At 66.7% G+C, this 26,033-nt stretch carries 22 protein-coding genes; 10 read left to right on the forward strand and 12 right to left on the reverse strand.

Features of this window, described 5'->3' with window-relative positions:
* The first annotated feature begins 40 nt into the window (after window positions 1-40).
* Together QY325_01535 and QY325_01540 are read left to right on the forward strand one after the other, a co-directional pair.
* On the forward strand, window positions 41-883 hold the full coding sequence (locus QY325_01535) for a lamin tail domain-containing protein (GenBank protein ID WKZ66617.1): 843 nt from the start codon (window positions 41-43) through the stop codon (window positions 881-883).
* An 89-nt stretch (window positions 884-972) separates the two neighbouring features.
* A complete protein-coding gene (locus tag QY325_01540) occupies window positions 973-1,653 on the forward strand; it encodes a hypothetical protein (GenBank protein ID WKZ66618.1) in 681 nt (226 codons plus the stop codon).
* Between the two features lie 8 nt (window positions 1,654-1,661).
* On the opposite strand, the gene QY325_01545 is transcribed toward QY325_01540, so the two are convergent.
* Window positions 1,662-2,282, reverse strand: a complete 621-nt coding sequence (locus tag QY325_01545; protein WKZ66619.1) for a carboxypeptidase-like regulatory domain-containing protein — start codon at window positions 2,280-2,282, stop codon at window positions 1,662-1,664.
* Window positions 2,283-2,373: 91 nt separating this feature from the next.
* On the opposite strand from QY325_01545, the gene QY325_01550 reads away from it, so the two are divergent.
* The 4 genes from QY325_01550 to QY325_01565 all read left to right on the forward strand — a co-directional run bounded on the left by QY325_01550 (window position 2,374) and on the right by QY325_01565 (window position 5,377).
* Window positions 2,374-3,432 (forward strand): T9SS type A sorting domain-containing protein, encoded by a 1,059-nt coding sequence (locus tag QY325_01550; protein WKZ66620.1) that lies wholly within the window; start codon window positions 2,374-2,376, stop codon window positions 3,430-3,432.
* 111 nt (window positions 3,433-3,543) lie between these two features.
* The gene (locus QY325_01555; GenBank protein ID WKZ66621.1) at window positions 3,544-4,134 is read left to right on the forward strand and encodes a LemA family protein; all 591 of its coding nucleotides are present in this window, start codon (window positions 3,544-3,546) and stop codon (window positions 4,132-4,134) included.
* A complete protein-coding gene (locus QY325_01560) occupies window positions 4,131-4,580 on the forward strand; it encodes a TPM domain-containing protein (protein WKZ66622.1) in 450 nt (149 codons plus the stop codon). The genes QY325_01555 and QY325_01560 overlap by 4 nt, the downstream gene beginning before the upstream one ends.
* The gene (locus QY325_01565) at window positions 4,577-5,377 is read left to right on the forward strand and encodes a TPM domain-containing protein (GenBank protein ID WKZ66623.1); all 801 of its coding nucleotides are present in this window, start codon (window positions 4,577-4,579) and stop codon (window positions 5,375-5,377) included. Before QY325_01560 ends, QY325_01565 begins: the two co-directional genes overlap by 4 nt.
* 7 nt (window positions 5,378-5,384) lie before the next feature.
* Here QY325_01565 and QY325_01570 read toward each other — a convergent pair whose 3' ends face one another.
* The 11 genes from QY325_01570 to QY325_01620 form a co-directional block, all read right to left on the reverse strand.
* Entirely contained in the window at window positions 5,385-6,116 is a 732-nt protein-coding gene (locus QY325_01570) for a TIGR00730 family Rossman fold protein (GenBank protein ID WKZ66624.1), read from the reverse strand.
* A 96-nt stretch (window positions 6,117-6,212) separates the two neighbouring features.
* Entirely contained in the window at window positions 6,213-9,068 is a 2,856-nt protein-coding gene (uvrA, locus tag QY325_01575) for an excinuclease ABC subunit UvrA (protein WKZ66625.1), read from the reverse strand.
* On the reverse strand, window positions 9,065-10,027 hold the full coding sequence (locus QY325_01580) for a lytic transglycosylase domain-containing protein (GenBank protein WKZ66626.1): 963 nt from the start codon (window positions 10,025-10,027) through the stop codon (window positions 9,065-9,067). The genes uvrA and QY325_01580 overlap by 4 nt, the downstream gene beginning before the upstream one ends.
* Complete coding sequence (locus QY325_01585; protein WKZ66627.1) at window positions 10,024-11,103, reverse strand: MraY family glycosyltransferase; 1,080 nt, start codon at window positions 11,101-11,103, stop codon at window positions 10,024-10,026. The genes QY325_01580 and QY325_01585 overlap by 4 nt, the downstream gene beginning before the upstream one ends.
* Before the next feature lie 15 nt (window positions 11,104-11,118).
* Entirely contained in the window at window positions 11,119-11,661 is a 543-nt protein-coding gene (gene rfbC / locus QY325_01590; GenBank protein WKZ66628.1) for a dTDP-4-dehydrorhamnose 3,5-epimerase, read from the reverse strand.
* Window positions 11,658-14,108: a polysaccharide biosynthesis tyrosine autokinase gene (locus QY325_01595; GenBank protein ID WKZ66629.1), complete on the reverse strand. Its 2,451-nt coding sequence runs from the start codon at window positions 14,106-14,108 to the stop codon at window positions 11,658-11,660. The genes rfbC and QY325_01595 overlap by 4 nt, the downstream gene beginning before the upstream one ends.
* A gap of 12 nt (window positions 14,109-14,120) precedes the next feature.
* Window positions 14,121-14,906: a polysaccharide biosynthesis/export family protein gene (locus QY325_01600; GenBank protein ID WKZ66630.1), complete on the reverse strand. Its 786-nt coding sequence runs from the start codon at window positions 14,904-14,906 to the stop codon at window positions 14,121-14,123.
* A gap of 35 nt (window positions 14,907-14,941) precedes the next feature.
* On the reverse strand, window positions 14,942-16,168 hold the full coding sequence (locus QY325_01605; GenBank protein WKZ66631.1) for a glycosyltransferase: 1,227 nt from the start codon (window positions 16,166-16,168) through the stop codon (window positions 14,942-14,944).
* 46 nt (window positions 16,169-16,214) lie between these two features.
* Complete coding sequence (gene asnB, locus QY325_01610) at window positions 16,215-18,089, reverse strand: asparagine synthase (glutamine-hydrolyzing) (GenBank protein WKZ66632.1); 1,875 nt, start codon at window positions 18,087-18,089, stop codon at window positions 16,215-16,217.
* A 68-nt stretch (window positions 18,090-18,157) separates the two neighbouring features.
* Window positions 18,158-19,546, reverse strand: coding sequence for a dihydrolipoyl dehydrogenase (gene lpdA / locus QY325_01615; GenBank protein WKZ66633.1), 1,389 nt, complete (start codon window positions 19,544-19,546; stop codon window positions 18,158-18,160).
* A 67-nt stretch (window positions 19,547-19,613) separates the two neighbouring features.
* Window positions 19,614-20,423 (reverse strand): 2,3,4,5-tetrahydropyridine-2,6-dicarboxylate N-succinyltransferase, encoded by an 810-nt coding sequence (locus QY325_01620; protein WKZ66634.1) that lies wholly within the window; start codon window positions 20,421-20,423, stop codon window positions 19,614-19,616.
* 68 nt (window positions 20,424-20,491) lie between these two features.
* Here QY325_01620 and ruvX point away from each other — a divergent pair, with 68 nt between their 5' ends.
* From ruvX to QY325_01640, 4 genes are all read left to right on the forward strand, one after another.
* Entirely contained in the window at window positions 20,492-20,911 is a 420-nt protein-coding gene (gene ruvX / locus QY325_01625) for a Holliday junction resolvase RuvX (GenBank protein ID WKZ66635.1), read from the forward strand.
* Window positions 20,912-21,087: 176 nt separating this feature from the next.
* Window positions 21,088-23,538 carry an endopeptidase La gene (lon, locus tag QY325_01630; protein ID WKZ66636.1) on the forward strand — a complete coding sequence of 817 codons (2,451 nt, stop codon included), beginning with the start codon at window positions 21,088-21,090 and terminating at the stop codon, window positions 23,536-23,538.
* A gap of 54 nt (window positions 23,539-23,592) precedes the next feature.
* Window positions 23,593-23,787, forward strand: coding sequence for a hypothetical protein (locus tag QY325_01635; GenBank protein ID WKZ66637.1), 195 nt, complete (start codon window positions 23,593-23,595; stop codon window positions 23,785-23,787).
* A 37-nt stretch (window positions 23,788-23,824) separates the two neighbouring features.
* A complete protein-coding gene (locus tag QY325_01640) occupies window positions 23,825-26,008 on the forward strand; it encodes a S8 family peptidase (protein WKZ66638.1) in 2,184 nt (727 codons plus the stop codon).
* Window positions 26,009-26,033 lie beyond the last annotated feature (25 nt).

Consider the following 26,033-nt stretch of genomic DNA (forward strand, 5'->3'; position numbering starts at 1 on the left):
TCGCAGGCATATGCACCGCCGGCCGAGGTCCATGGGGGCGATGGCGGCCGCGATGGCCGGCCTTTCGGTCCAGGCCCAGGTCGTCATCAACGAGGTCGACTACGACCAGCTCGGCACCGATGCCGCGGAGTACATCGAGATCCTCAACGTTGGCACCAGCGCCTTCCCGCTCCAGTACCTGCAGGTGGTGATGGTGAATGGGAATGCCGGTGGTGCGGTGGTCTACCGCACCCTGGAGAGCGCTTCCTGGCCCGCACTGGGCCCCGGAGAGTATTTCGTGATCTGCGCCAGCGCGGCGGTTCCCGAATGCGATGCGGTGGTGAGCCCGGCCACCAACCTCATCCAGAACGGCTCGCCCGACGCCATCGCCCTGGTCACCACCCAGCCCGTCCCCATGGTGATCGATGCCCTGAGCTATGGCGGTTCGGTGCCCGGCTACACGGAAGGGACGGGTACTCCGGTGGAGGACTCCAACCTGGTAGGAGGTATCAGCATCGGCCGTTACCCCGATGGGGCGGATTCCGGGGACAATGCGGCGGACTTCGCCCTCATGTGCAGCACCCCCGGCGCGGTGAACCTGGTTGACCCCGACGCCTGCGACCTCAGCACCGGCCTCCCCGAGCGGGTGGCGGCGTCGGCGGCATTCACGGCCGTGCCGGTGGTCGGTGCATCAGGATTCGTGGTCTTCGCGGAGAACCCGGCCGGCGCCGCCTTGGGCATCGAGGTCTTTGACGCACAAGGTGCCCTGCTCGCGACCTACGGCCCCAGTCGCGCCGTGAAGGCGTCCTGGCATGTGGACATCCCGGGCACCCCAGGGCAGGTGCTGCTGGTGCGGCTCACGGGGGGTGATGCCCGCAAAGCCTTGCGGATCGTGGCCCCGTGAGGCCCGGCAGGGGGTGATCAACACCGCTTGGTTCGTGATCCGGTGCGCCGGCCCGGTGCGGGCGAAGGGTGCCTTCGGACCTTGGCGCCATGACAGCGGCGGTGTTCGAGGCGCGGTACAACAGGATTCTGCGCTCACGGGAGCAGGGCTATGAGGAACTGAGCGATTTCCTCGGCCGCAGGAACGACCTTGGGCCCCTGGTCCGGCTCGGCCTGCTGCGGCGCCGCGAGGTGAATGAGGAATTCCAGCGCTACCACGGGTATGTGCCCACTCCGGCCGCCGAGCCCTTCCTGCTCTACATCCCGGAAAAGGAGCTGATCCTCGTGCGCCCCGGACAGAGCGCAGCGCTCTACACGGCCTTGAAGAAGGACCCTGCGCCCAAGGCGCCATTCAAGCCCACTTACGCGGAGCCGACGAAGGAGCAATTCGATGCTTGGCGTCAGCAGCGCGAACAGGCCGGACGCGATGTCTGGCGCTCGCAGCGCGCCGAGAACCTGCACCAGGCGCTGCTCTCGGGTCACATGGAGATGCGTGCCTTCACCAAGCGCACAGGCATCGGTGAGGGCGCCCTCCTGCGCTTGGAGCTCTGCCGTCCGCGCACCGAGCGCGCCCATGAGCGGGCACTCGCGCTGGAGCCCACCAAGGAAGGCGAGCGCTACCTCACGGTCATCGACCCGTGGGAGCTCCTGCTCGTGCGACCGGGCATGGAACTGCCGCTCTTCGAGCGCTGCGATCCCGAGAAGGCGGAATACTGGTGCAACCTGCCCTGAGCGGGCACCTACTGCTTCTTGAACTTCCCGCTCTGCCAGGCCTGGATGAACTGCGCCCAGGCGATGGGGTTGAACAGGTTGATGTTCGGGGTCCCGCCGCTGTAATACAGCCTGGTCTGGTCCAGCGCCATCTGGTAATGGTAGCTCTGGGCCGCATCGGGGGGGAGGTTCTCCATGCGCTGCACCATTTCGGCGGGCGATAGGTTGCGCATCGTCAGCTGGTACTCATCGGCCGGCAGCCGCAGGTTGAGGAAGGCCTCGGCGAACTGCTCGCGCGAGGGCCAGGGCACCACCACCTGCTCCTTCAGCCAGATGGTGTCCCGGGCCATGACATGGATCATGGAGTACTTGTTCTCCGGCAGCTCAGAGGGGATGACGTACTGCGTGCGCGTGAAGCCCAGCGCGCTGAACAGCACCGTATCGCCCTCCTGGGCCACGAAGCTGAAGTAGCCGTACACATCGCTCATCGTGCCGCGGTAGGTGTTCTTCACCAGGATATTGGTGAAGGGCACCGGGCTGAGGCTGTCGGTGACCACCACCCCGCTGAACTGCACCAGCTTGGGCTTGTCGGGCTGGGCCAAGGCCGCCAGGCCGGGCAGCAGCAGAAGGGCCAGGAGTGCGATGCGCATGTGGGAGTCAAAGGTAGTGCCCGCAACGGGCAGGCTCAGAGCCATAGGCAAGCCTCGTACCGGATAGCTTCGCAGGCCATCCCCCCGCCCCATGCGCTTCCCATTCGCCTTGCTGCTCCTCGCACCCCTCGCCCTTCGGGCGCAGATCACCATCGGCCTTTCGGACATGCCCGATGCCGGTGATACCGTGCGCTATTTCAGCACCGTCGCCGCCGGGCTCGATCCGGTGGCCACCGAGGCGGGTTACATCTGGGACTTCAGCATGCTCACCCCGGACCAGGAGGCCGCGGATACCTGCGTGGCGGTGGCTTCCTCGCCGCTCCTGTACCAGTTCTACTTCAATAATCCCTTCCTCTACCCGGAGCACCAGGCCAGCTATGCCGTTCGGGGGCAGGGCTTCAGCTTCCAGGTGCTCACGGTCACCAACGTCTTCGAGTACTTCAAGAAGGACACCGCCGGATTCCGCAATGTGGGCTTTGGCGCCAACGTGAACGGCGCGCCTTCGAGCGTGCGCCGCACCCCCGTGGATTGGGTGCACCGCTTCCCCATGGCCTATGGCGACATGGATACGAGCTACAGCGAATTCGAGCTCACCATCCCCTCGCTCTTCAGCTTCACCCAGCGCCAGTGGCGCTTCAATGAGGTGGATGGCTGGGGCACGCTCTACCTGCCTGCCGACACCTTCGAGGTGCTGCGGGTGAAGTCGGTGCTGCAGCGCAACGATTCCGGCTATGTGGAGCAGTTCGGGCAGGGCTTCGCATTCGATGAGCCGGAAACGGTGGAGTACAAGTGGATCGCGCAGGGCATGGATGAGCCCGTGCTGGTGATCACCACCGTGGCCGGGCAGCCGACGGCGGCCCGGTTCCATTACTCGCCCGAGGAGGTCGTCACCGGCATTTCGGCGCCGGCCGCCGGGGCCCTGCAGGTCTTCCCGAATCCGGCCGAGGGACAGGTGACGGTGCTCGCCCCGGCGTCCCTTGGAGGGACGGTGGAGCTGCTCGATGCCTTGGGGCGCACTGTGCGCCCGCTGGAGCGCCTCCAGGCCGGTGCGCGGCTCACCTTCGCCACCGATGGCCTGGCCCCGGGCACCTATGCCGTGCGCTTCGTGAGCGGGGACGAGAGAACGAGCGTGCGCCTGCTGCTTCGCTAGGCTGCCGGCGGTAAGGGCGGCGGACCGCTCATCACGGAGGCGGGCGCCGGTGGAGCGGTACCCGCGCGATGGGGTATTTTCGCGGCGCCATACCAATCGGCCAACCAAACCATGAGAAAATTCCTCGGCCTCATCATCGCCCTCGGTGCAGTGGGACTCATCGCGCTCTGGGCCATGTCGTACTACAACGGAACCGTCGCAGCCAACGAAGCGGTTGAGAAGGTATGGGGCGATGTGCTGGTGCGCTATCAGGAGCGGGCTGACAAGACCAAGAACCTCCTGGAGATCGTGAAGGGCGCCGCCGATTTCGAGCAGGAGACCCTCACCCAGGTGATCGAGGCGCGGAGCAAGGCCACGGGCATCAACCTCACGGCCGATCAGCTCACCCCGGAGAACCTGGCCGCGTTCGAGGAGGCACAGGCCCAGTTCAGCGGCGCCCTCTCGCGCCTGCTGGTCACCATCGAGCGGTACCCCGACCTGAAGGCGGTGGCCGCTTTCCGCGATTTCCAAGCGCAGTACGAGGGCATGGAGAACCGCATCAGCGTGGAGCGCCGCAAGTTCAACGACGCCGTGCGGGTGTACAACCTGCGCGTGAAGCGGTTCCCCGGCAACCTGCTCGCGGGCTTCTTCGGATTCGCGGAGAAGGGCTACTTCAAGGCCGCCGAAGGAACCGAGAACGCTCCCGACATCTCCTTCCAGTGAGCGGGCTCACGGCAGAGGACTTCCTGACCGATGCGGAGCGGCAGCAGGTCTCCGCCATCATAGCGGAGGCCGAGCGCCGCACGTCCGGCGAGATCCGCGTGCACCTGGAGGACCACATCGAGGAGGATGTCCTGGACCATGCGGCTTTCATCTTCGAGGAGCTCGGCATGCACCGGACGGCCGACCGCAACGGCGTGCTCATCTACATCTGCGTCGCCGACCGCAAGGTGGCGGTGATCGGAGACAAGGGCATCAACGAGCGCGTGCCGCCCGGCTTCTGGACCGATGTGGTGGGGGTGCTGAAGCTCCATTTCGCGGCATCCCGGAATGCCGAGGGGCTCTGCGAGGCCGTGCGCCTGGTGGGGGAGAAGCTGCGCGCCTTCCATCCGCACAGGACCGGAGACCGCGACGAGCTCAGCAACGAGGTGAGCATCGGCAAGCGATGAGGACCCTGGCGGCCATCGGCTTCGCGCTGCTTGCGTTGGGCGTCCATGCGGCGCGGTTCGATTGCAGCCTTGCGCCTCCCGCTGAGGCCCGGCAGGACCGCCTGGTGTGGTCATACACCGACCTGCTCGCCGCCGAGGAGGAGGCGCGCATCAACAGCCGCCTCACGGCCTTTGCGCGCGAGACGAGCAACAGGATCCTGCTGCTCATCGTGGATACCCTATGCGGTACGGAAGCCAGCGACCTCGCCTTTCAGGTGGGGGAGCGCTGGGGCATCGGGCAGAAGGGCTTCGACAACGGCATCGTCTTCCTCATCAAGCCCACCGGCGCCGCCGGCCAGCGCAAGGTCTTCATCGCCACGGGCTACGGCCTCGAAGGGCCGATACCCGATGCCACGTGCAAGCGGATCGTGGAGAACGAGGTGCTGCCGCGCTTCCGCGACGGGCGCTTCGCCGAAGGGATCGAGGCGGCGCTGGATGTGCTCATGCCATTGGCCAAGGGCGAATTCGATCACAAGAGCTATGGCCGCAAGGGCGTGCCGTGGGCGCCGATGCTGCTCATGGCCTTCATCATGCTGCTCATGTTCCTGGCTTGGCGCGGGCGCGTGAAGCGGTATGCCCGCACCAACCGGCTCGATTTCTGGACGGCCATGTGGCTTCTCAGCCAGATGGACCGCCGCCAGGGCGGCGGGCATCACGGCACCACGGGAGGCTTCAGGGGCTTCCGGGGCGGAGGCGGCGGCTTCGGCGGCTTCGGCGGGGGCAGCTTCGGCGGAGGCGGAGCCGGCGGCAGCTGGTGATCAGTGCCTAGAAGTTCGGCTTCAGCATGTACTTGCTGTAGAACGCATTGATGGCCTCCACGGCATCCTCCGGCTTGTCCACCACGCTGAAGAGGTCGAGGTCCTCCGGGTTGATGTAGCCCTGCTTCTCGCCCATGGTGTGCTTGATCCAGTCCAGCAGGCCCTGCCAGTAGCGCTTGCCGACCAGGATGATGGGGAAGCGGCCGATCTTCTGTGTCTGGATGAGGGTGAGCGCCTCGAAGAGCTCATCGAGCGTGCCGAAGCCGCCGGGCAGCACGATGAAGCCCTGGGAGTACTTGGTGAACATCACCTTGCGCACGAAGAAGTAGTCGAAGTGAAGGCTCTTCTCCTTGTCCACGTAGGGGTTCGAGGATTGCTCGAACGGCAGCTCGATGTTGAGGCCCACGCTGGTGCCGCCCCCGCGCTGGGCCCCCTTGTTGGCGGCCTCCATGATGCCCGGTCCGCCGCCGGTGATGACGCCGTAGCCGTTGCCGGTGAGCTGGAAGGCGATCTCCTCCGCCAGCGTGTACTCCGCAGCATCGGGCTTGGTGCGGGCGCTGCCGAAGATGCTCACGCAGGGCCGGATGCGCTGCATGGCCTCGAAGCCCTCCACGAACTCGCTCATGATCTTGAAGATGGCCCAGCTGTCGTTGGCCTTCACCTCGCTCCAGCCCTTGCGCTTGAAGGCGCGCTTGATGCGGCGCTCGCTCTCCTCCTTGGATTTGTGGTCGTGCTTCATCTCGGGATGCGTCTGCCCAGCGAAGCAAGTCACCGCCCGCGTGTCCGTGCGATGCCCCTCCACGGCATTATCAACCGTTGCGCCGGGACAAATGCGCTAGGCGAGTTCCGCCTTGAGGTAGGGCCAGGTGTGGCCGCGCCCCATCAGCACCACTTCCTCGGGCGTCCCCCGGGCCACCACCGTGCCGCCGCCGGCGCCGCCTTCGGGGCCCATGTCGATCACGTGGTCGGCGACCTTGATGATGTCGAGGTTATGCTCGATGACCAGCACGGTGTTGCCTTGGTCAACCAGGCGCTGCAGCACGGCGATGAGCTGCTTCACGTCGTCGAAATGGAGGCCGGTGGTGGGCTCGTCGAGGATGTAGAAGGTGCTGCCGGTGCCCTTGCGGCTCAGCTCGGTGGCCAGCTTGATGCGCTGCGCCTCCCCGCCGCTGAGCGTGGTGCTGCTCTGCCCCAGTTTCACGTAGCCAAGGCCCACCTCGAGCAGGGTGCGCAGCTTCTGGCTGATCTGGGGGATGTCGGCGAAGAGGGCGGCCGCCTCCTCCACCGGCATGTCCAGCACATCGGCGATGCTCTTGCCCTTGAAGCGCACCTCGAGGGTCTCCCGATCGTAGCGCTTGCCGCGGCAGGTTTCGCAGGGCACCGCTACATCGGGCAGGAAGTTCATCTCGATGGTGCGCAGCCCGGCCCCCTTGCAGGTCTCGCAGCGCCCGCCGGCGGTGTTGAAGCTGAAGCGGCCGGCCTTGTAGCCGCGGATCTTGGCGCTGGGCAATTGGGCGAACAGGTCGCGGATGTGGTCGAAGAGCCCGGTGTAGGTGGCCGGATTGCTACGCGGGGTGCGACCGATGGGGCTCTGGTCCACCTCGATCACCTTGTCGATGTGCTCCAGGCCGCGCACGGAGTCGTAGGGCAGCGGCTGCAGGTCGCTGCGGTAGAAGTGCCTGCTGAGGATGGGGTAGAGGGTATCGCCGATGAGGGTGCTCTTGCCGCTCCCGCTCACCCCGGTGACGCAGATGAAGGTGCCCAGCGGGAAGTCCACGTCCACCGCCTTGAGGTTGTTGCCCGAGGCACCGCGCAGCGAGAGCCGCTTGCCGCTGCCCCGGCGGCGCTCGGCCGGCACCTCGATGCGCAGCTCGTTGCGGAGGTAGCGTGCCGTCACGCTGTCGCCGCGCAGGAGCTCCTTGGGGTGGCCCTCGGCCACGATCCGTCCACCGTGCTCGCCCGCGCCGGGGCCGATGTCGATCAGGTGGTCGGCGCTCAGCATCATCTCCTTGTCATGCTCCACCACCAGCACGCTGTTGCCGCCGTCGCGCAGGTTGCGCAGGCTGCCGATGAGCCGCTGGTCATCGCGCTGGTGAAGCCCGATGCTGGGTTCATCGAGGATGTAGAGTACGCCGGTGAGCTGGCTGCCGATCTGCGTGGCCAGGCGGATGCGCTGGGCCTCACCGCCGCTCAGGGACCGCGCGCTGCGGTCGAGGGTGAGGTACTCCAGGCCCACATCGAGCAGGAAGCCGCTCCGTGCGGTGATCTCCTTCACCACCTCGCGCGCGATCAGTGCCTTGGTCCCGCTCAGCCGGTCAGTCAGGCCCGACATGAAGGCGTGCAGCCCGTTGATGGGCAGCTGGGCGAGCTCGGTGATGCTGCGGCCGTCCAGGCGGAAATGCAGGGCGGTCTTCTTCAGCCGGGCGCCGCCGCATTCAGGACAGCTCACCATGTGGGTGAAGCCGGCCGCCCATTTCTGCGCGGTCTTCGGGCCTTCCTCGGCCTGCTCCAGGATGAAGGGGATGATGCCTTCGAACTGCACGGTGCGGTCGCTCAGGCCGATGCTGCTGCTCACGCGCAGCGGCTCGTCCAGGCCGTTGAGCAGCGCCGCCAGCACCGCGTCCTCCATCTCCTCAACGGGCGTGTCCAGGTCGTGTCCGAAGCTCTCCAGCACGGCCTCCACCTGCTTGAACACCCAGTTGCTCTTGTAGCTGCCGAGCGCGACAATGGCGCCCTTGCGGATGCTCTTGCTGCGGTCGGGCACGATCCTGTCCAGCGCCACCTCCGTCACCTGGCCCAGGCCGCTGCACCGGGGGCAGGCACCGTAGGGGCTGTTGAAGCTGAAGAGGTTGGGCTCAGGCTCCTCGTAGGCGATGCCGCTGGTGGGGCACATGAGGTGGCGGCTCAGGAACCGCGGCGCGTGCTGGCCCTTGGCCTCCACCACCATGAGGCTGCCCTTGCCGTACTTCATCGCGGTCTGGATGGTCTCGGCCAGCCGCTTGCCGCTGCCTTCGCTCACCTTGATGCGGTCCACCACCAGCTCGATGTCGTGCACCTTGTAGCGGTCGAGCCGGGGGCGGCCCGTGAGGTCGAGCACCTCGCCATCGGCGCGGGCCCGCAGGAAGCCCTGGCGCAGCAGCTGCTCGAAGAGCTCGCGGTAGTGGCCCTTGCGGCCGCGCACGAGCGGCGCCAGGATGAGCACCTCCTTGCCGGCGTAGGCCTCGGCCACCAGCTCCACGATCTGCTGGTCGGTGTAGCGTACCATGGGCTCGCCGGTGACGTGCGAGTAGGCATCGGCCACGCGCGCATAGAGCAGGCGCAGCAGGTCGTAGATCTCCGTCACCGTGCCCACGGTGCTGCGCGGGTTGCGGCTGATCGTCTTCTGCTCGATGGCGATCACGGGGCTGAGCCCGGTGATCAGGTCCACGTCGGGCCGCTCGATGCCGCCGAGGAACTGGCGGGCATAGGCATTGAAGGTCTCGATGTAGCGCCGCTGCCCCTCGGCGTGGATCGTATCGAAGGCCAGGGAGCTCTTGCCGCTGCCGCTGAGCCCGGTGATCACCACCAGCTTGTCGCGCGGTATGCGCACATCGATGTCCTTCAGGTTGTGCACCCGGGCACCGAGCACCTCGATGTGGTCGTCGGCCGTGCCTTCCTCGCTGGCGGCGGCCTTCAGGGCTTCAGTCTTCAAGGCTCCGCAGGGGCATCATGGAAGCCCTCGCCCGGCAGCAGCAGGGTGTAGGCCCGGCCCTCCTTGTTGGTGAGGCGGGTGTCGCGCAGCCAGGGGTTGAGCAGCTTCACGGTCTTGTAATCGGTGCCGTGCCGGAGGGCGAAGGCCGCGATGTCCTCGATCGGGCCCTTCACCTCGATGGGCCGGGTGGCATAGGGCGGGTAGAGGTCGCGCTTCCGCAGGTGGAATCCGTAGCGCTGCGGCTCGCGGATGATCTCCTTCATGGCGAGGATCCGGAACACGTAGCGGCTCGTCTCCTCCGGCAGCAGGAGGTCGAAGTAGCTCTCCTTCTTCTGGCGGCCCAGCTGCTTGTCCACGCCGCCGGGGCCGAGGTTGTAGGCCGCCGCGGCGAGTGCCCAGCTGCCGTACTTGGCATAGGCCGCCTTCAGGTACTTGCAGGCGGCCACGGTGCTCTTCTCCACGTTGTAACGCTCGTCCACCTCGCCGTTCACCTCCAGCCCGTAGCCCTGGCCGGTCTCCTTCATGAACTGCCAGTATCCGGCCGCGCCGGCGGGCGAGACCACATTGGTGAAGTTGCTCTCCACCAAGGCCAGGTACTTCATGTCGTCCGGCACGCCCTCGCGCTTCAGTACCTCCTCGATGAGGGGGAACCACCGATTGGCCCGCTTGTGCGCCAGGAGGGTGTTGCTCTGCCAGTAGGTGTTCACCAGGAGCTCGCGGTCGAGCCGCTCGCGCACGTCGATGCGGTCCAGCGGCACCGGTTCGCCGCAGAAGGAGAGCTCATTGGGCAGCGTGAGGGAGAAGACCTTGTAGCCGTCGTTGAAGTGGCGCAGGTGGTCCAGGTCGGACTCGGCGCTGCTGGCGGAAAAGGTGAACAGGTGCAGCGCGGCCGAACCGCCGGCCAGCAGGGCCATCCATAGCGCGGTGCGCCAGCCGAGGCGGAGGAGCTTGCGTTTCATGGGCGCGGCTTGGACCGGTGGGTGATGGAGAAAAGCGTGCCGAAGACGGCCAGGCCGTATGCAACGAAGATACCGGTGTGCAGGTTCGTCCAGACCGTGACGAAACGGCACATCACGAAGGTGAGGAAGACGTTCACCAGGCTGATGCCGATGAAGACAAGGGCCACCTGGCCGTCGCTGAGCCCCAGGTAGCCCAGGTGGTGGGTGGTGTGGTCGCGCCCGCCCACGAAGGGGCTGCGGCCGCGCATCACGCGGTTGATGGAGACGGTGGCCGTGTCGGCGATCGGCAGCAGGAACACGGTGAGGGGCGCGATCATCTGCCGGGCGGGCTCCCAGGCGCCGGTGGGCGATTCGCCGTTCCAGAAGAAGCGGATGCCGACGAAGGCGAGCAGCACGCCCAGGAACTGGCTGCCGGTATCGCCCATGAACATGCGGGAGGGGTGCCAGTTGAAGAAGAGGAAGCCGCTGAGGGCGGCCATCACCCCCACCATGAGCACCATGTACACGGGTTCCATGGCATCGCGCACGATGAGCGCCACCACGGCGGCGGCGAGGATGGCGATGGAGACCACCGTGGTGATGGCGTCCATGTTGTCGAGCATGTTGATGGAGTTCATCATGCCCACCACCCAGAGGAGCGTGAGCGCATGGTTGGCCCAGGGAGCCTCGAAGAGGTCGATGGTGGTGCCGGTGGCGATGAGGATGCCGCCGCAGGCGAGCTGCACCAGGAACTTCAGCAGGGGGCGGGTGTTGTACGCATCGTCGGCCAGGCCCATGAGGAAGCCGAGCGAGGTCGCGGCCAGCAGGCCGAGCAGCTCGGGCTTGAGGGTGGCGCCGGCTTCGCCCGGGAAGATGACCCCGTGCAGCGAGAAGCAGGCCAGGAACAGGATGTAGAAGCCGATGCCGCCGAAGGCCGGCTTGTGGCTGCTGCTCCAGCGCACCAGCATCTGGTCCTTCTCCCGGATGCCCAGCGTGCGCGCGAAGCGCATGAACAGCGAGTTCACGAGCAGGCTGAAGACCAAGGCCGCGAAGAAGAGCCCGGAGTAGATCAGGAAGAGCTGCGTTGCGCCGTACATGGGGTCGATGGGCTCCTATCGCCCCCAGGGGCCGTTGAAGGCGAAGCCCTCGCGGTCCTTGGGGCTCACCAAGGGCGCTTCAATGCCCCAATCGATGCCCAGGTCGGGGTCGTCCCACCGGATGGTGCGCTCCGAGGCGGGGTGGTAGAGCGCGGTGCACTTGTAGGCGAAGACGGTGTCGTCCTCGAGCGCCACGAAGCCGTGCGCGAAGCCCGGCGGCACCCACAGCATGGCCGGCGACCTCCCGTCAAGGGGCACCTTCACGTGCCGGCCGTAGGTGGGGCTGCCGGGGCGGATGTCCACGCACACGTCGATCACGGCGCCGCGCACCACGCGCACCAGCTTGCCCTGGGCATGGGGGGCGATCTGGAAGTGGAGGCCGCGCAGCACGCCTCGGCGCGAGGTGCTCTCGTTGTCCTGCACGAAGGCGCGCGGGCCGATCAGCCGGTCCATGGCCGGCTGGCTCCAGGTCTCCATGAAGGAGCCCCGGTCATCGGCGAAGATGCGGGGCCGCATGAGCAGCAGGCCCTGGATGGGGTAGGTCGTGGTCTCCATCATCCCTTGCTGAATAGGCCGCCGAAGAGTCCGCGCTTGCGCTTGGTGCTGCGTTCCTCGTAATAGCCGCCGCTGTAGCCATAGCCATAGCCGTAGCCGTAGCCATAGCCGTAGTTGTAGCCGTACTTGTTCCGGTCGATGTCCACGCCGTTGAGCACGCAGGTGAGCCGCTTGATGCTGTTCTCGTTGATCAGCCGGTCCACGTTCTGCACGAACTGCTTCTTGCTGTAGTCGCTGCGGAAGATGTAGATGGGGTAGTCGGCCAGCTGGATCATGGGGATGCCATCGGTCACCAGGCCCACCGGCGGGTTGTCGAGCAGCACCACGTCATAGCGCTGCTTGAGCTCGGTGAGCACGTCGGTCATCGCCTGGCTGATGATGAGCTCCGAGGGGTTCGGCGGGATGGGGCCGGCCGTGATGTAGTCCAGCGATGCCAGGTTGCTCTTGCGGATGCAGGAGTCGAGCGTGTCCTTGCCGATGAGGATGGTGCTCATGCCGCGGGCGTTGTCCACATCGAAGCCCAGGTGGATCTTGGGCTTGCGCATGTCGAGGTCGAGGATGATGACGCGCTTTCCGCCGTAGGAGATGATCCCGGCCAGGTTCATCGCCACGAAGGTCTTGCCCTCGCCGGAGATGGTGCTGGTGATGGCCACCACCTTGGGCCCGGGGGTGTTGTCCACGAACTGCATGTTGGTGCGGACCGACCGGAAGGCCTCGGCGATGAGCGACTTGGGGTTCTTGTCGATGAGCAGCTGCGAGATGGGGATCTCCTTCTTGTACTTGGGGATCATGCCCAGGATGCCGATGCTCGCATGCGAGAGCTTGGCGATGTCGTGCAGGCTGGTGATGTTGTCGTGCATGATGTAGCGCACGAGCAGGATGAGCATGCAGATGGCGATGCCGGTGACGAGGTAGGAGATGATGACCACCTCGCGGTTCGGGGTCATGGGCACCTGGGCCAGGGCGGCATCCTGGAGGATGCGGTTCTGCGGGACGAAGCCCGCCTTGCTGATGCGGTACTCGATCTCCTTCTCGAGCAGCAGGGTGTAGTACTTCTGGTTGATGTTGAACACGCGCTCCACGCGGGCGTACTCCAGCTCCTTCTCCGGCAGCTTGCGGAAGCGGGAGTCGAGCTCCTCCAGCTGCCCGGCGAGGTCGTCGCGCTGCTCCTCGGCCGCGCGGCGCAGGCGGTGGATGGTCTCCAGCAGCACCTTCTTCTGGATCTCGATGCGCCCGGCGGTGGCGCGCGAAGCGGGGTGCACCGGGGTGGCCTCCGTGGCGATGATCTCGCGGTCCTGCAGCAGGTCCTGCAGCTGGCGCAGCGGGGTGGAGAGCGTGGGCTCGTACTTGGTGCCGAGCAGCAGGGGGATGAGGTCGTGCGCATCGATCTCCTCCACCGGCCGGTCGGTGGCGGCCTCCAGGGCCCGGAGCACCTCGATGTCGAGCGTGAGCCGCACCAGGTCGTCCTCGTAGCGGTCCGACCGCTCCAGCAGCAGCGGGGTCAGGGTCTGCACATCGGCCACGCGGTTCTCGCCACGGAAGCGCTGCAGGGTGAACTCCGAGTCGCGCAGCTCCCCGTAGGCGGTGTCCTTCTGCGTGCGGATGAACTCGATCACGTTGCGCGCGCTGCTGCTCTGGCGCACGAGGTCGTAATCGATGAAGGTGGTGGCCAGGGCCTGCGAGAGGTCGCGCGCGAGCCAGGGGTTCGGGTCGCTGCAGCTCACCTCGATCGTCTTGGCGTTGTAGTCCAGCACCTTCACCAGCACCTGCGCGGCGTACTTGTCCAGCAGCTTGGGCAGCGAGTTGATCTTCAGGTACAGGTTCACCTTCGCATCGGGATCGTGCAGGATGGGATGGTCGCCCAGCTCGAGCCGGCAGGTGAAATGCGGCAGGCGGATCTCGCCGCTGCGGGGGAAGCTCTCCTTGATCACCACCGACCCGATGGTGTAGCTGAAGCCCACGCGGTCGGGCTTGGAGAGGTCCACGAAGACCGGGAGGTCCACTACGGCGCTGTCGGTCACCGTCAGGTCGCGCAGCTTGAAGAAGCTGTGGATGTAGTACTCCTCGGTGAGGATCTGGCCCCGGTTGAAGTAGCTCACCTGCAGGGGGAGCTGCTCCAGGGCCATGCCCAGGAACAGGCGGCTGCGCATGAACTCCAGGTCCACGGCCAGGTTCTGGTCCTCGGTGAAGGTGGCCATCATCAGCACCTGCTTGGCGGTGTTGCTGCCGCCCACCTGGATGATGGCGCGCGACTGGAAGATGGGGGCCGTGTAGCGCAGGTAGAGCGCCGCCGAGGCGCCGGCGAGCAGGAGCACCAGCACCACCCACACCATGCTGCGCTTCAGGATGTAGAGGAACAGCCCGAGCTCGAACTCATTGCTGAAGTTCGTGATCCGCTGCTTGTAGCTCTCGAAGCTTACGTTGCGGTTGCTGATATCCTCGGAGAGCATCCGCGCGTGCGCTTAGTTGCCGAATCCGCGCACCACGCCGATCACGAGCACGATGCTGGTGAGCAGGGTGATGACCGGGGTGAGGTCCTGCAGGACCTCGCGGGCGATCTCGGGGTTGGGCTGCACGTACACCACATCATCGCCCTGCATCACGATGTCCGCGTACTTCAGGCCATCGATATCGGACATGTCGAACTGGTGCACCGTCCGCGAGCCGTCGGGGTGGTGGCGGAAGAGCTTGACGCGGCGGGCATCCCCCCGCCGGGCCACGCCGCCGGCCAGGGCCAGCACCTCCAGCAGGGTGGTGTTGTTGTTCTCCAGGGTGATCACCCGCGCGTCCCCGCCCTCGCCGGGGAAGACCACCACGCGGCGGTTGGTGACCATCAGCTGCACATAGGGCTTGTTGTAGTACTTGGCGTAGTTCTCCTCCAGGTACATCTCGGCCTCGCGGATGGTGTAGCCCGAGAGCTTCACCCGGCCCAGCAGGGGCAGCTTGGCCAGCCCGTCGCTCTCGATGGTGTAGAGGAAGAGGTTGCGGATGGCCATGTTCGCCTCGCGCGTGCCCCCCTCGCTCACCAGGTCGATCATCTTGAAGCCGTCGTTGGCGAATAGCCTGAACTGCAGCACATCGTTGGGCTGGAGCACCAGGAAGCGGTTATGGATGCCGGTGTCCGGAAAGGCCGCGTAGGCGTGGTCCGTCGGGGTCTTGAACATGATGTCGCGGTTGACCGTGCAGCCGGTGAGCAGAAGGCCCGCCAGGATGACAGCCGCCGCGAGGGAGCGGAGCGTGCGAAGCATAAGTGGCCAAATGTAGCGAACGGCCCCGGCGGGCATCAGGCCAGGAGCGATCGGTAGAGCTGTGCGGTGTCCTGCACCAGCCGGGTGTAATGGTAGCGGTCGCGCACATGCGCCCAGCCGCCGCTGCCCATGCGGCTCCGCAGGGCCTCGTCCATCACCAGGTGGGCCAGGTGGCGCGCCATGCCGGCCGCATCGCCGGATTCGCTCAGCAGCGCCGTCTCGCCCGGCCGTACCACGTTCTCGATGCCGCCCACCCGCGTGCTCACCACGGGGCGGTTGCTGGCCTGTGCCTCGATTAGGCTCACCGGGGTGCCCTCGTTGAGGGAGGTGAGCATGACGATGTCCAGCCCGGCGTTCACGATGTCCACCTCCTTGATCCAGCTGGTGAAGGTGACGGTGGCGCGCCCCACCAGGGGCTTCCCGTTCACGCCATGGCCGAAGCCGTGCCCGTTGAAATAGGGGCCCTGAACCTGGCTCAGGCCCAGTTCATTGGCCCGCTGCTGCAGCCGGTCCCGCTCCTCGCCATCGCCCACGATGAAGGCGCGCAGCTTGCGGCCGGTGGCGGCCGAGGCCTTGGCCACCACGTCCAGGAAGAGGCCGTGGTTCTTGATGGGCACCAGGCGGCCGATGATGCCCACCGCGATCTCGTCGTCGGCCACGCCATACACCTTGCGGAAGAGGGCGCGCTTGCGGGCCTGGTCCTCCTGGAACCGGCTGAGGTCGAAGCCCAAGGGGATGACGGCCACCTTGGATGCCGGGCAGATGCGGTGCTCGTTCACCAGTTCATCCTTCTGCCGCTCGCTGATGGCGATGATGCGCGTGGACCGCCGGGCGAGGTAGCGCTCGATGCCCTTGTAGAAGGCCGTCCGCACCGGCCCGAAGTAGCTGTGGAAGACGTGGCCGTGGAAGGTGTGCACGATGGCCTTCACGCCCAGGTCGGCGGCGGCCATGCGGCCCACGGCGCCGGCCTTGGCCGCATGGGTATGCACGATGTCCGGCTTGAACTCGCGGATCAGCTCCTTGATGCGCCGGTAGGCGCCACGGTCGCGCCACGGGGCCACCTCGCGCTGCAACTCGGGCAGGATCAAGGGCTTAACGCCCATGCGTTCCAGGATATGGTGGCTGCCCTCTTCGGTGGCCTCCTGGCTGCCGCCAACCAGCAGCGTCTCGAACTCATCCGGCAGGTACCGCGTGAGGTAGGCCGCGTTGTGGGTGGGGCCTCCGAGGTTGAAGCGGTTGAGGATGCGAAGGACGCGGGGCATGCGGGCGGGGTGGGCGAATGTAGCCGCCGGGCCGCGCTCGGGGGCCTCAGCGGCCGTGGGTTTTCCACCACGAGAGGAAGACGAGCAGGGCATGCACGGTTGCCTGTGCCTGGCCGGGCCGCGCCGAGCGCAGGCGGCGCCGGATCGGTTCCACCGCCTCCCAGCGGAGACCGGCCGATTCCACCAGGTCGCGCGTCAGCAGCCGGTCCTGCCACGGGGCCAGCGGCCCCAGCAGCAGATCGCGCAGCGGCACCTCGAAGCCCTGCTTCCCCCGCTCGAGGACCGAAGCGGGCAAGAGGCCGCCGAAGGCTTCGCGCAGGATGGCCTTGCCCACGCCCGGGCGCAGCTTCAGCTCCGCCGGCAGGGCGAAGGCGAGCTCCACCACCCGGCGGTCCAGGAAGGGGGTCCGCACCTCCAGCGCATGGGCCATGCTGGTGAGGTCCACCTTGTGCAGCATGTCGTTCGGCAGCACCGTGCGCACATCGGCCAGCAGATAGCCGTTCAGGCCGGGCATTTGCGCCATGCCCTGGGTCATGCCCAGGTCGCGGTCATCGAGTTCCATGGGGTGGGCGGCCCGGGGCACCAAGGCGCCCGCATCGCCATCGCTGTCGAACGAGGCCAGGCTCAGCCAGCGCTGCTCGCGGTGCCCCGAGGCGGCGTTGGCGAAGCGCTCCAGCCTGCGGAAGGCATCGGTGATGGGATTGTTGCGCGAGCGCGGCAGCCTGCGCCAGAGCGGTCCCAGCGCGATCACGGCCTTCTCCAGCGGTCCGGGCTTGGCCAGGTGCAGCTCGGCCTGGTGCTTCCGGTAGCCGCCGAACACCTCGTCGGCGCCATCGCCGCTCAGCGCCACGGTGACCTGCTTGCGCGTTTCGCGGCAGAGGATGAAGGAGGGGAGGGCGCTGCTGTCGGCGAAGGGCTCGTCGATGGCCGCGAGCAGGTCCGTGTAGGCCGCGGCGAGGTCGTCGCGCGTGAGCTTGAAGGTGGTGTGCTCCGATCCGATGCGGCGCGCCACCTCCTCGGCGTAGCGGGTCTCGTCGAAGTAGGGGTCGTCGGCATAGCCGATGCTGAAGGTGCGCAGGCCCCGCTGGTGCCGGGCGGCAAGGGCGCTCACGATGCTGCTGTCGAGCCCGCCGCTGAGGAAGGTGCCGATGGGCACATCGCTGATCAAGCGCATGCGCACGGCGTCCTCGAGCAGCTCCCGCAGCTGCGCCACCGGGTCGGGTGGGAGCGGGGTTCGGCGCGCGGCCTCAGGCAGGTCGTACCAGCGCTCGCGTCGCGTGCCGGCGGCGGTTGCGCGCAGGAGCTCCCCCGGTTCCAGTTTCCGCACGCCCTTCAGGATGCTCCAGGGCGCCGGGATGTAGTGGTAGGTGAAGTACTGCTGCAGGCTGTGCCGGTCCGGTTCGCCGCGGGCGCCCAGCGCCTTCAGGGCGCGCAGCTCACTGGCGAAGCGCAGCAGGCCGTCCTGCTCGCTCCACCACAGGGGCTTCACGCCGAAGCGGTCGCGGGCCAGCAGCAGCTCGTCCTTCTCCGCATCGTGGATCGCCAGCGCGAAGAAGCCGTTGAGCTCGTGCAGGAAGGCTTCGCCCTTCACGGCGAAGAGGCGCAGCACCACTTCGGTGTCGGTGCGGCTGCGGAAGGCGTGGCCGGCCGCCTCGAGCTGCGCGCGCAGCTCCTGGAAGTTGAAGACCTCGCCGTTGAAGGCGATGGTGTAACGGCCGCCATCGTCGGTGAAGGGCTGGTGCCCCGCCGCGCTGGTGTCGATGATGCTCAGGCGGCGATGGCCCAGCACGGCGTTCCCCTTGCGGTAGGTGCCTTCATCATCCGGGCCGCGATGCGCCAGGCAGGCCAGCGCTTCGCCGATGCGGTCATCGACCGGGGGCCGGCCGCTGCCGAGGTGGTATGAACCGGCGATGCCGCACACGAGAGGAAGGATGAAAGCGGAAAGCTGAAATCGGCCGCGTTTCAGCTTTCCGCTTTCGTGTTTCAGCTTTACAGATGAATCACCTCGCCGTAGGCCGCTGCGGCCGCCTCCATGATCGCCTCGCTCATGGTGGGGTGCGGGTGCACAGTCTTGATGATCTCGTGGCCCGTGGTCTCCAGCTTGCGGATGCTCACGCATTCGGCGATCATCTCCGTCACGTTCAGGCCCACCATGTGCGCGCCGAGCAGCTCGCCGTACTTGGCATCGAAGATCAGCTTCACGAAGCCGTCCGTGTTGCCCGCCGCCTTGGCCTTGCCGCTGGCGCTGTAAGGGAACTTGCCCACTTTGATGGCCAGGCCCTTCTCCTTGCACTGCTTCTCCGTGTAGCCCACGCTGGCCACTTCGGGGGAGCAGTAGGTGCAGCCGGGGATGTTGTTGTAGTCCAGCTTCTCCGGGTTATGCCCGGCGATCTTCTCCACGCAGATGATGCCCTCGGCGCTGGCCACGTGCGCCAGGGCCTGGCCGGGCGTGCAATCGCCGATGGCGTAGTAGCCGGGCATGTTGGTGGCGTAGAACTCGTCCACCTTGATCTTGCCCTTGTCGGTGACGATGCCCACCTCCTCCAGGCCGATGCCCTCGATGTTGGCCGCGATGCCCACCGCGCTGAGCACGATGTCGCACTCCACGGCCTTCTCGCCGGCGGCGCTCTTGATCGTCACCTTGCAGCCGTTGCCCTTGGTGTCCACTGCGGTCACCTCGCTGCCGGTCATCACCTCGATGCCCTGCTTCTTGAAGCTCCGTTCCAGCTGCTTGCTCACCTCCTCGTCCTCCACCGGGACGATGTTCGGCATGAACTCCACCAGGGTGACCTTGGTGCCGATGGCGTTGTAGAAGTAGGCGAACTCGCTGCCGATGGCACCGCTGCCCACCACCACCATGCTCTTGGGCTGCTCGGGCAGCACCATGGCCTCGCGGTAGCCGATGATCTTCTTGCCGTCCTGCTTCAAGGCGGGCAGTTCGCGGCTGCGGGCGCCGGTGGCGATGATGATGTGCTTGCCCTCCACGGTGCTCTTCTTCCCGTCCGCGGCGGTGACCTCGATCTTCTTGCCCGGCAGCAGCTTGCCGGTGCCCATGATCACCTCGATCTTGTTCTTCTTCATCAGGAAGCCCACGCCCTTGCTGTTGCTGTCGGCCACCTCGCGGCTGCGCTTCACCATGCCGCCGAAGTCGGCCTTGGGCGCGCCCACGGTGATGCCGTAGTCCTTGGCGTGGTTGATGTACTCGAACACGTTGGCGCTCTTCAGCAGGGCCTTGGTGGGGATGCAGCCCCAGTTGAGGCAGATGCCGCCGAGGGCCTCGCGTTCCACGATGGCGGTCTTCAGGCCCAGTTGGCTGGCGCGGATGGCGGCAACATAGCCTCCGGGGCCGCTGCCGAGGACGATGACGTCGTAGCTCATGGTTCGTGTGGGGATGCCGGCTGGTGCCGGGGCGGCGAAGGTAACGGCAAGCCCGGAACGCGCCCCCTCACACGGCCACGCTGTGCTCGCGGAGAGCGTCGTTCAGCGAGGTCTTGCGGTCGGTGCTCTCCTTGCGCTGGCCGATGATCAGGGCGCAGGGCACGCCATAGTCGCCGGCCGGGAACCGCTTGGGCACGGTGCCCGGGATCACCACGCTGCGCGGCGGCACCACGCCCTTCATCTCCACGGGCGCGGGGCCGGTGACATCGATGATGCGGGTGCTGGCCGTGAGCACCACGTTGGCGCCGAGCACGGCCTCCTGGCACACGCGCACCCCCTCCACCACGATGGCGCGGGAACCGATGAAGCAGCCGTCCTCGACGATCACCGGGGCGGCCTGCACGGGCTCCAGCACCCCGCCGATGCCCACCCCGCCGCTCAGGTGCACATGCCTGCCGATCTGCGCGCAGCTGCCCACGGTGGCCCAGGTGTCCACCATGGTGCCCTCGTCCACGTAGGCACCGATGTTCACGTAGCTGGGCATGAGGATGGTGCCCGGCGCCAGGTAGCTGCCGTGGCGGGCGATGGCGTGCGGCACCACGCGCACCCCGAGCTGGGCGTAGCGCTTCTTCAGCGGGATCTTGTCGTGGAACTCGAAGGGCCCCACCTCCAGGGTGTGCATCTGCTTGATGGGGAAGTACATGATCACGGCCTTCTTCACCCAGTCGTTCACGCGCCAGCCGCCCTGGCCGTCGGGCTCCGCCACGCGCAGCGCTCCGCGGTCCAATTCCTCCACCACGCGCTCGATGGCCATCACCACCTCCTGGTCGCGCAGCATGTCGCGGTTCTCCCAGGCCTTTTCGATCAATTCATGCATCCTGCAAAGATGAAGGTCGATCGGCCGCATCCGGCGCTCCCCACGGCGGCGTGAGCGACCTTCGCGCCATGGGACGCGTCATTGCCATCGACTTCGGGCTGAAGCGCACGGGGCTTGCCGTCACGGATCCGCTGCGCATCATCGCCACGGCGCTGGAAACGGTGGAGAGCCGGGCGCTGCTGCACTACCTCAAGGCCTATTGCGACAAGGAGGCCGTGGACGGCTTCGTGCTGGGCCTGCCCACCGGCCTCGATGGCAGCGATACGGATATCACCCCGAACGTCAGGCTGTTGGAGCAGGAGCTGAAGCGGCGCTTCCCGCAATGCTTCGTGGAGCTGGCGGACGAGCGCTTCACCAGCCGCATGGCGCAGCAGACCCTGCTGGCCAGCGGCAAGGGGCGCATGGCCCGGCGCGAGAAGGGGCAGCTGGACCGCATCAGCGCCACCATCCTCCTGCAGGGCTGGCTGGAGCGGCAGGGCCCGGGCTAGCGACCGATGGCGCCGGCCGCCGGTGGCAGCGCCGTGCCTCTGTCCACTGCCCATCTGTCAGTCGCGTGCGAGCGGCATAGCTGTTGACCCAGTGGCCCACCCCTGTTGAAAACGGCCCGCGCATGCCGCGGCGCAGGGGAGGTAACTTTGAACCTTCCACTGTGACCCGATCGTCGATGAACGACCTCCTCCATAGCAGCCCCGACCTTTTCAGCAGCGAAGCGCTCGAGAACGAGACCGAACTCATCCCGCTCATCACGGCCGAGGACGAGGAGCAGATGAACGCGGAGACCACCCCGCCCGAGCTGCCCATCCTGCCCTTGCGCAACACGGTGCTCTTCCCCGGCGTGGTCATCCCCATCACGGTGGGGCGCGACCGCAGCATCCGGCTCATCCAGGACGTGTATCGCGGCAACCGCACCCTGGGCGTGGTGAGCCAGAAGGACAGCCAGATCGAGGAGCCGAGGCCGGAGGACCTGAACAAGGTGGGCACCATCGCGCAGATCATCCGCATGCTGCGCATGCCCGACGGCAGCACGACCGCCATCATCCAGGGCAAGAAGCGCTTCGAAGTGCTGGAGATGGTGAAGGTCGACCCCTACTACACGGCACGCGTGAAGGAGTTCGAGGAGATCCGGCCGGCCAAGGACGACAAGAGCTTCCAGGCGCTGGTGAGCTCGCTCAAGGACCTCTCCCTCGAGATCATCAAGCAGAGCCCGCACATCCCCACCGAGGCGCAGTTCGCCATCAAGAACATCGACTCGCCCTCCTTCCTGGTGAACTTCATCAGCAGCAACATGCAGGCCGAGGTGGCCGAGAAGCAGAAGATGCTGGAGGTGGCCGACCTGCGCGAGCGCGCCTCCATGCTGCTTGCGCACCTCACCAAGGAGCTGCAGATGCTGCAGATGAAGAACGAGATCCAGAGCAAGGTGCGCACCGAGGTGGACCGCCAGCAGCGCGAGTACTTCCTGCACCAGCAGATGAAGACCATCCAGGACGAGCTGGGCGGCAACCCCATCGAGATGGAGCTGGAGGAGATGCGCGCCAAGGCGGCGCGCAAGAAGTGGGGCAAGAAGGTGGGCGAGACCTTCGAGAAGGAGCTCGCCAAGCTGCAGCGCATGAACCCCGCCGGCGCCGAGTTCAGCGTGCAGTACAACTACGTGCAGCTGCTGCTCGAGCTGCCGTGGAACGAATACAGCAAGGACAACTTCGACCTCAAGCATGCCCAGAAGGTGCTGGACCGCGATCACTTCGGGCTGGAGAAGGTGAAGGAGCGCATCATCGAGCACCTCGCCGTGCTGAAGCTCAAGGGCGATATGAAGGCGCCGATCATCTGCCTCTACGGTCCTCCCGGCGTGGGCAAGACCAGCCTGGGCAAGAGCATCGCCGAGGCGCTCGGCCGCAAGTACGTGCGCATGAGCCTGGGCGGCCTGCACGACGAGGCCGAGATCCGCGGCCATCGCAAGACCTACATCGGGGCCATGCCCGGCCGGCTCATCCAGAGCATGAAGAAGGCCGGCACCAGCAACCCCCTCTTCGTGCTCGACGAGATCGACAAGGTGGGGCGCAGCCACCAGGGCGACCCCGCCAGCGCGCTGCTGGAGGTGCTCGACCCCGAGCAGAACAGCCATTTCTACGACAACTACGTGGAGGTGGAATACGACCTGAGCCGCGTGATGTTCGTGGCCACGGCCAACAGCCTCAGCACCATCCACCCGGCGCTGCGCGACCGCATGGAGATCATCGAGGTGAACGGCTACACCGAGGAGGAGAAGGTGGAGATCGCCGTGCGCCACCTGCTGCCCAAGCAGTTCGCCGAGAACGGCATCAAGCCCAAGCAGCTGAAGATGGCCCCCGGGCTGCTCGAGGCCATCATCGAGCAGTACACCGACGAGAGCGGCGTGCGCACCCTGGAGAAGCGCATCGCCAAGCTCGTGCGCTACCGCGCCAAGCAGATCGCCCTCAAGCAGAAGCACAGCGTCACCATCTCCGCGGATGAGCTGCCACGGATCTACGGACCCAGCCATGCCCGCGACAAGTACCAGGGCAACGATGTGGCGGGCGTGGTCACCGGACTGGCCTGGACCCCCACCGGCGGCGACATCCTCTTCATCGAGACCAGCATCACCAAGGGCGAGGGCAAGCTCACCCTCACCGGCAACCTGGGCGACGTGATGAAGGAGAGCGCCGTCATCGCGCTGGAGTACATCAAGGCCCACAGCGACATCATCGGCCTTGAGCCCGAGGTGTTCAAGCGCTGGAACGTGCACGTGCACGTGCCCGAGGGCGCCACGCCCAAGGATGGCCCCAGCGCGGGCATCGCCATGCTCACCAGCATCGCCAGCGCCTTCACCCAGCAGAAAGTGCGCAAGGCCGTGGCCATGACCGGCGAGATCACCCTGCGCGGCCGCGTGCTGCCCGTGGGCGGCATCAAGGAGAAGATCCTCGCCGCCAAGCGCGCCGGCATCAAGGAGATCATCCTCAGCGCCGACAACCGCAAGGACATCGAGGACATCGACGCGCGCTACACCAAGGGCATGCGCTTCACCTACGTCACCGAGATGATCGAGGTGGTGAAGCACGCCCTCCTGAAAGAGAAGGTGGAGAATGCGCTGAAGGTGGCCTGAGGAGCACGGCGCGCATAGTGGCAGGCGTTCAGCATCAACCCAGAGGGCATCGTGGTGGATAAGCGCATCCGCTTTGAGACGAAGGAGGAGTCGAACGCCCGGCGAGAGCGTGCGTTCATGGCGCTCACACCCCATGAGCGCCTGCAGTGGTTCCTCCGGAGCTTCGATGGGCGGCTGCCGGAGGACGCCGCAGCGTCGGATCGGAAGGGCAACTTCGTGATCAGGAAGAGGAGGGATGCGGTTCAGTGATGAGGTGAATGCGTTCCTTCGGGCATCCATTCCGCCCATGCGCACGCCTTTCATCCTGCTGGTTTCATGCTGTGCGGCCATCGCCTCAGCCCAGCCACGCTTCCCAGCCACCACCCACGCCGACCTGCTGCACTTGCAGAAGCTGGCCGCGGCGGAGCCCGATGCGCGTAAGCTGGCGCAGTCGGTGCAAGGGCGCTACCCGGTCGCCCACATCCACGGCAGAGCCATGGTCGGCTTCCTGGCCAAGGCCGATGAAGGCTTCGATGCAGCGCTCGCGGCCAGCGCGCACGTCCGTATAGGCGCGCGCATCGGCGATGTGGTCTCCGTGCGCGTGGATGCCTACCACCTGGATGAAGCACGCTCCATTCCCGGACTGAGCTACATCGAGCTCGCGGGTGTGGCCGAGCCGCACATGGACAAGGTGCGCTGGACCACCCGGGTGGATAGCGTGCACCGCGGCATCAACCTGCCCTTGGCCTACAGCGGCCGCGACGTGCTCATCGGCATCTGCGACTGGGGCTTCGACTACACGCATCCCGACCTGTACGACACGCTGCTCACGCAGACGCGCATCCGCGCGGCGTGGGACCAGTACAAGCAGAGCGGTCCGGCGCCCGCGGGCTTCCCCTACGGCACGGAGTACATCACTCCGGGCGCGCTGCTCGCCGCCGGTTCCGATACGGCCAACATCTACAGCTACCATTACCACGGCACGCACGTGGCGGGCATCGCGGCAGGTAGCGGCGCAGGCACGGCCTACCGGGGCATCGCCTACGAGTCGGAGCTGCTGCTGGCCACCTGGCTCATCGATGCCGCCTCCGTGATCGATTGCTATGCATGGATGAAGCAGATCGCCGATGCGGACCAGAAGCGCTTGGTGATCAACCAGAGCTGGGGCCTGCATTGGATCGGCACGCTCGACGGCAACTCGCTGCTCAGCCAGGCCATCAACGCCCTGGCCGCGCAGGGCGTGGTGTTCGTGAACTCGGCGGGCAACAACGGCGATGTGCAGTTCCATTTCAAGCGGGCCTTCGCCGGCGACACGCTGCGCTCGCGCATCCAGTTCTACAGCTATAGCGCCAATCCCAACATGTGGGGGCAGAGCATCAGCCTGTGGGGCGAGGCCGGCCAGCCCTTCAGCGCGGGCTTCATGGTCACGAGCAACACCAACCAGGTGCTGGCCGAGACGCCGTGGTACGGCACCGCTGACCAGGAGCCCTACCTCGATTCGCTGCTGGTGGTGGGCACCGACACCGTCTTCTTCAACCTCACCGCCGAGGCCGCCCACCCGCAGAACGGAAGGCCGCACCTGCGCCTGCGCGTGAAGAACCGGAGCGCCTACATCAAGGTGGCCCTCAAGGTCACGGCGGCGGCCGGCACCGTGCACGGGTGGAACGTCACCGAGCTCACCACTGGCGTGGGCAACTGGGGCCAGGCCTTCCAGGCCTCCGCCGCGGGGTGGGCCGCCGGCGACAGCCAGTACGGCATCAGCGAGCCGGCCACCACCGAAGGGCTCATCAGCGTGGCGGCCTTCAGCAGCGAGTATCCCTTGAGCAACGGAACGGTGCAGGGCGGCACCATCGCCGGCTTCTCCTCCTACGGCCCCACCTTGGATGAGCGCATGAAGCCCGATATCGCTGCGCCCGGCATGAGCGTGGCCTCGGCCATCAGTTCGTTCACCGACGCGAGCTACAACGCCAATCAGACCATCACCTTCCAGGGGCAGCCCTACGCCTTCGCGCGCCTGAGCGGCACCAGCATGTCGTCGCCCGTGGTGGCGGGCATCGCGGCGCTGCTGCTCCAGGCCGATCCCACGCTGACTCCGGAGGAGGTGAAGGCGCTCCTGAAGTCCACCGCACGCACCGACCAGCACACGGGAACCTTGCCGCCCGGCGGCAGTCCGCGCTGGGGCATGGGCAAAGTGAACGCCTACCGCGCCCTCACCGAGGCCCTGGGCATCGTGTCCGTGCCCACGCTCGGCGGCTGGGGCATCGGCATCTGGCCCAACCCGTCCGCCGATGAGGTGCAGGTGGCGCTGCCGGCCGCTGCAACGCAGGTGCAGTGCCGCATCACCGATGCCACCGGCCGCACCGTGCTGACCGCCGCTGCGCGCGGCAGCGCACAGCTCGTGATCGACGTGGCGCATCTGGCGCCCGGCTGTTACCTCCTTGCCGTGGAAGCCGACGGCCACCGTTCCAGCGCGCGCTTCGTGAAGCGCTGAGGCGCCATCTTCGCGCATCCCGCCA

It is taken from the genome of Flavobacteriales bacterium (assembly GCA_030584065.1).
Lineage (GTDB): Bacteria > Bacteroidota > Bacteroidia > Flavobacteriales_F > PHOS-HE28 > PHOS-HE28.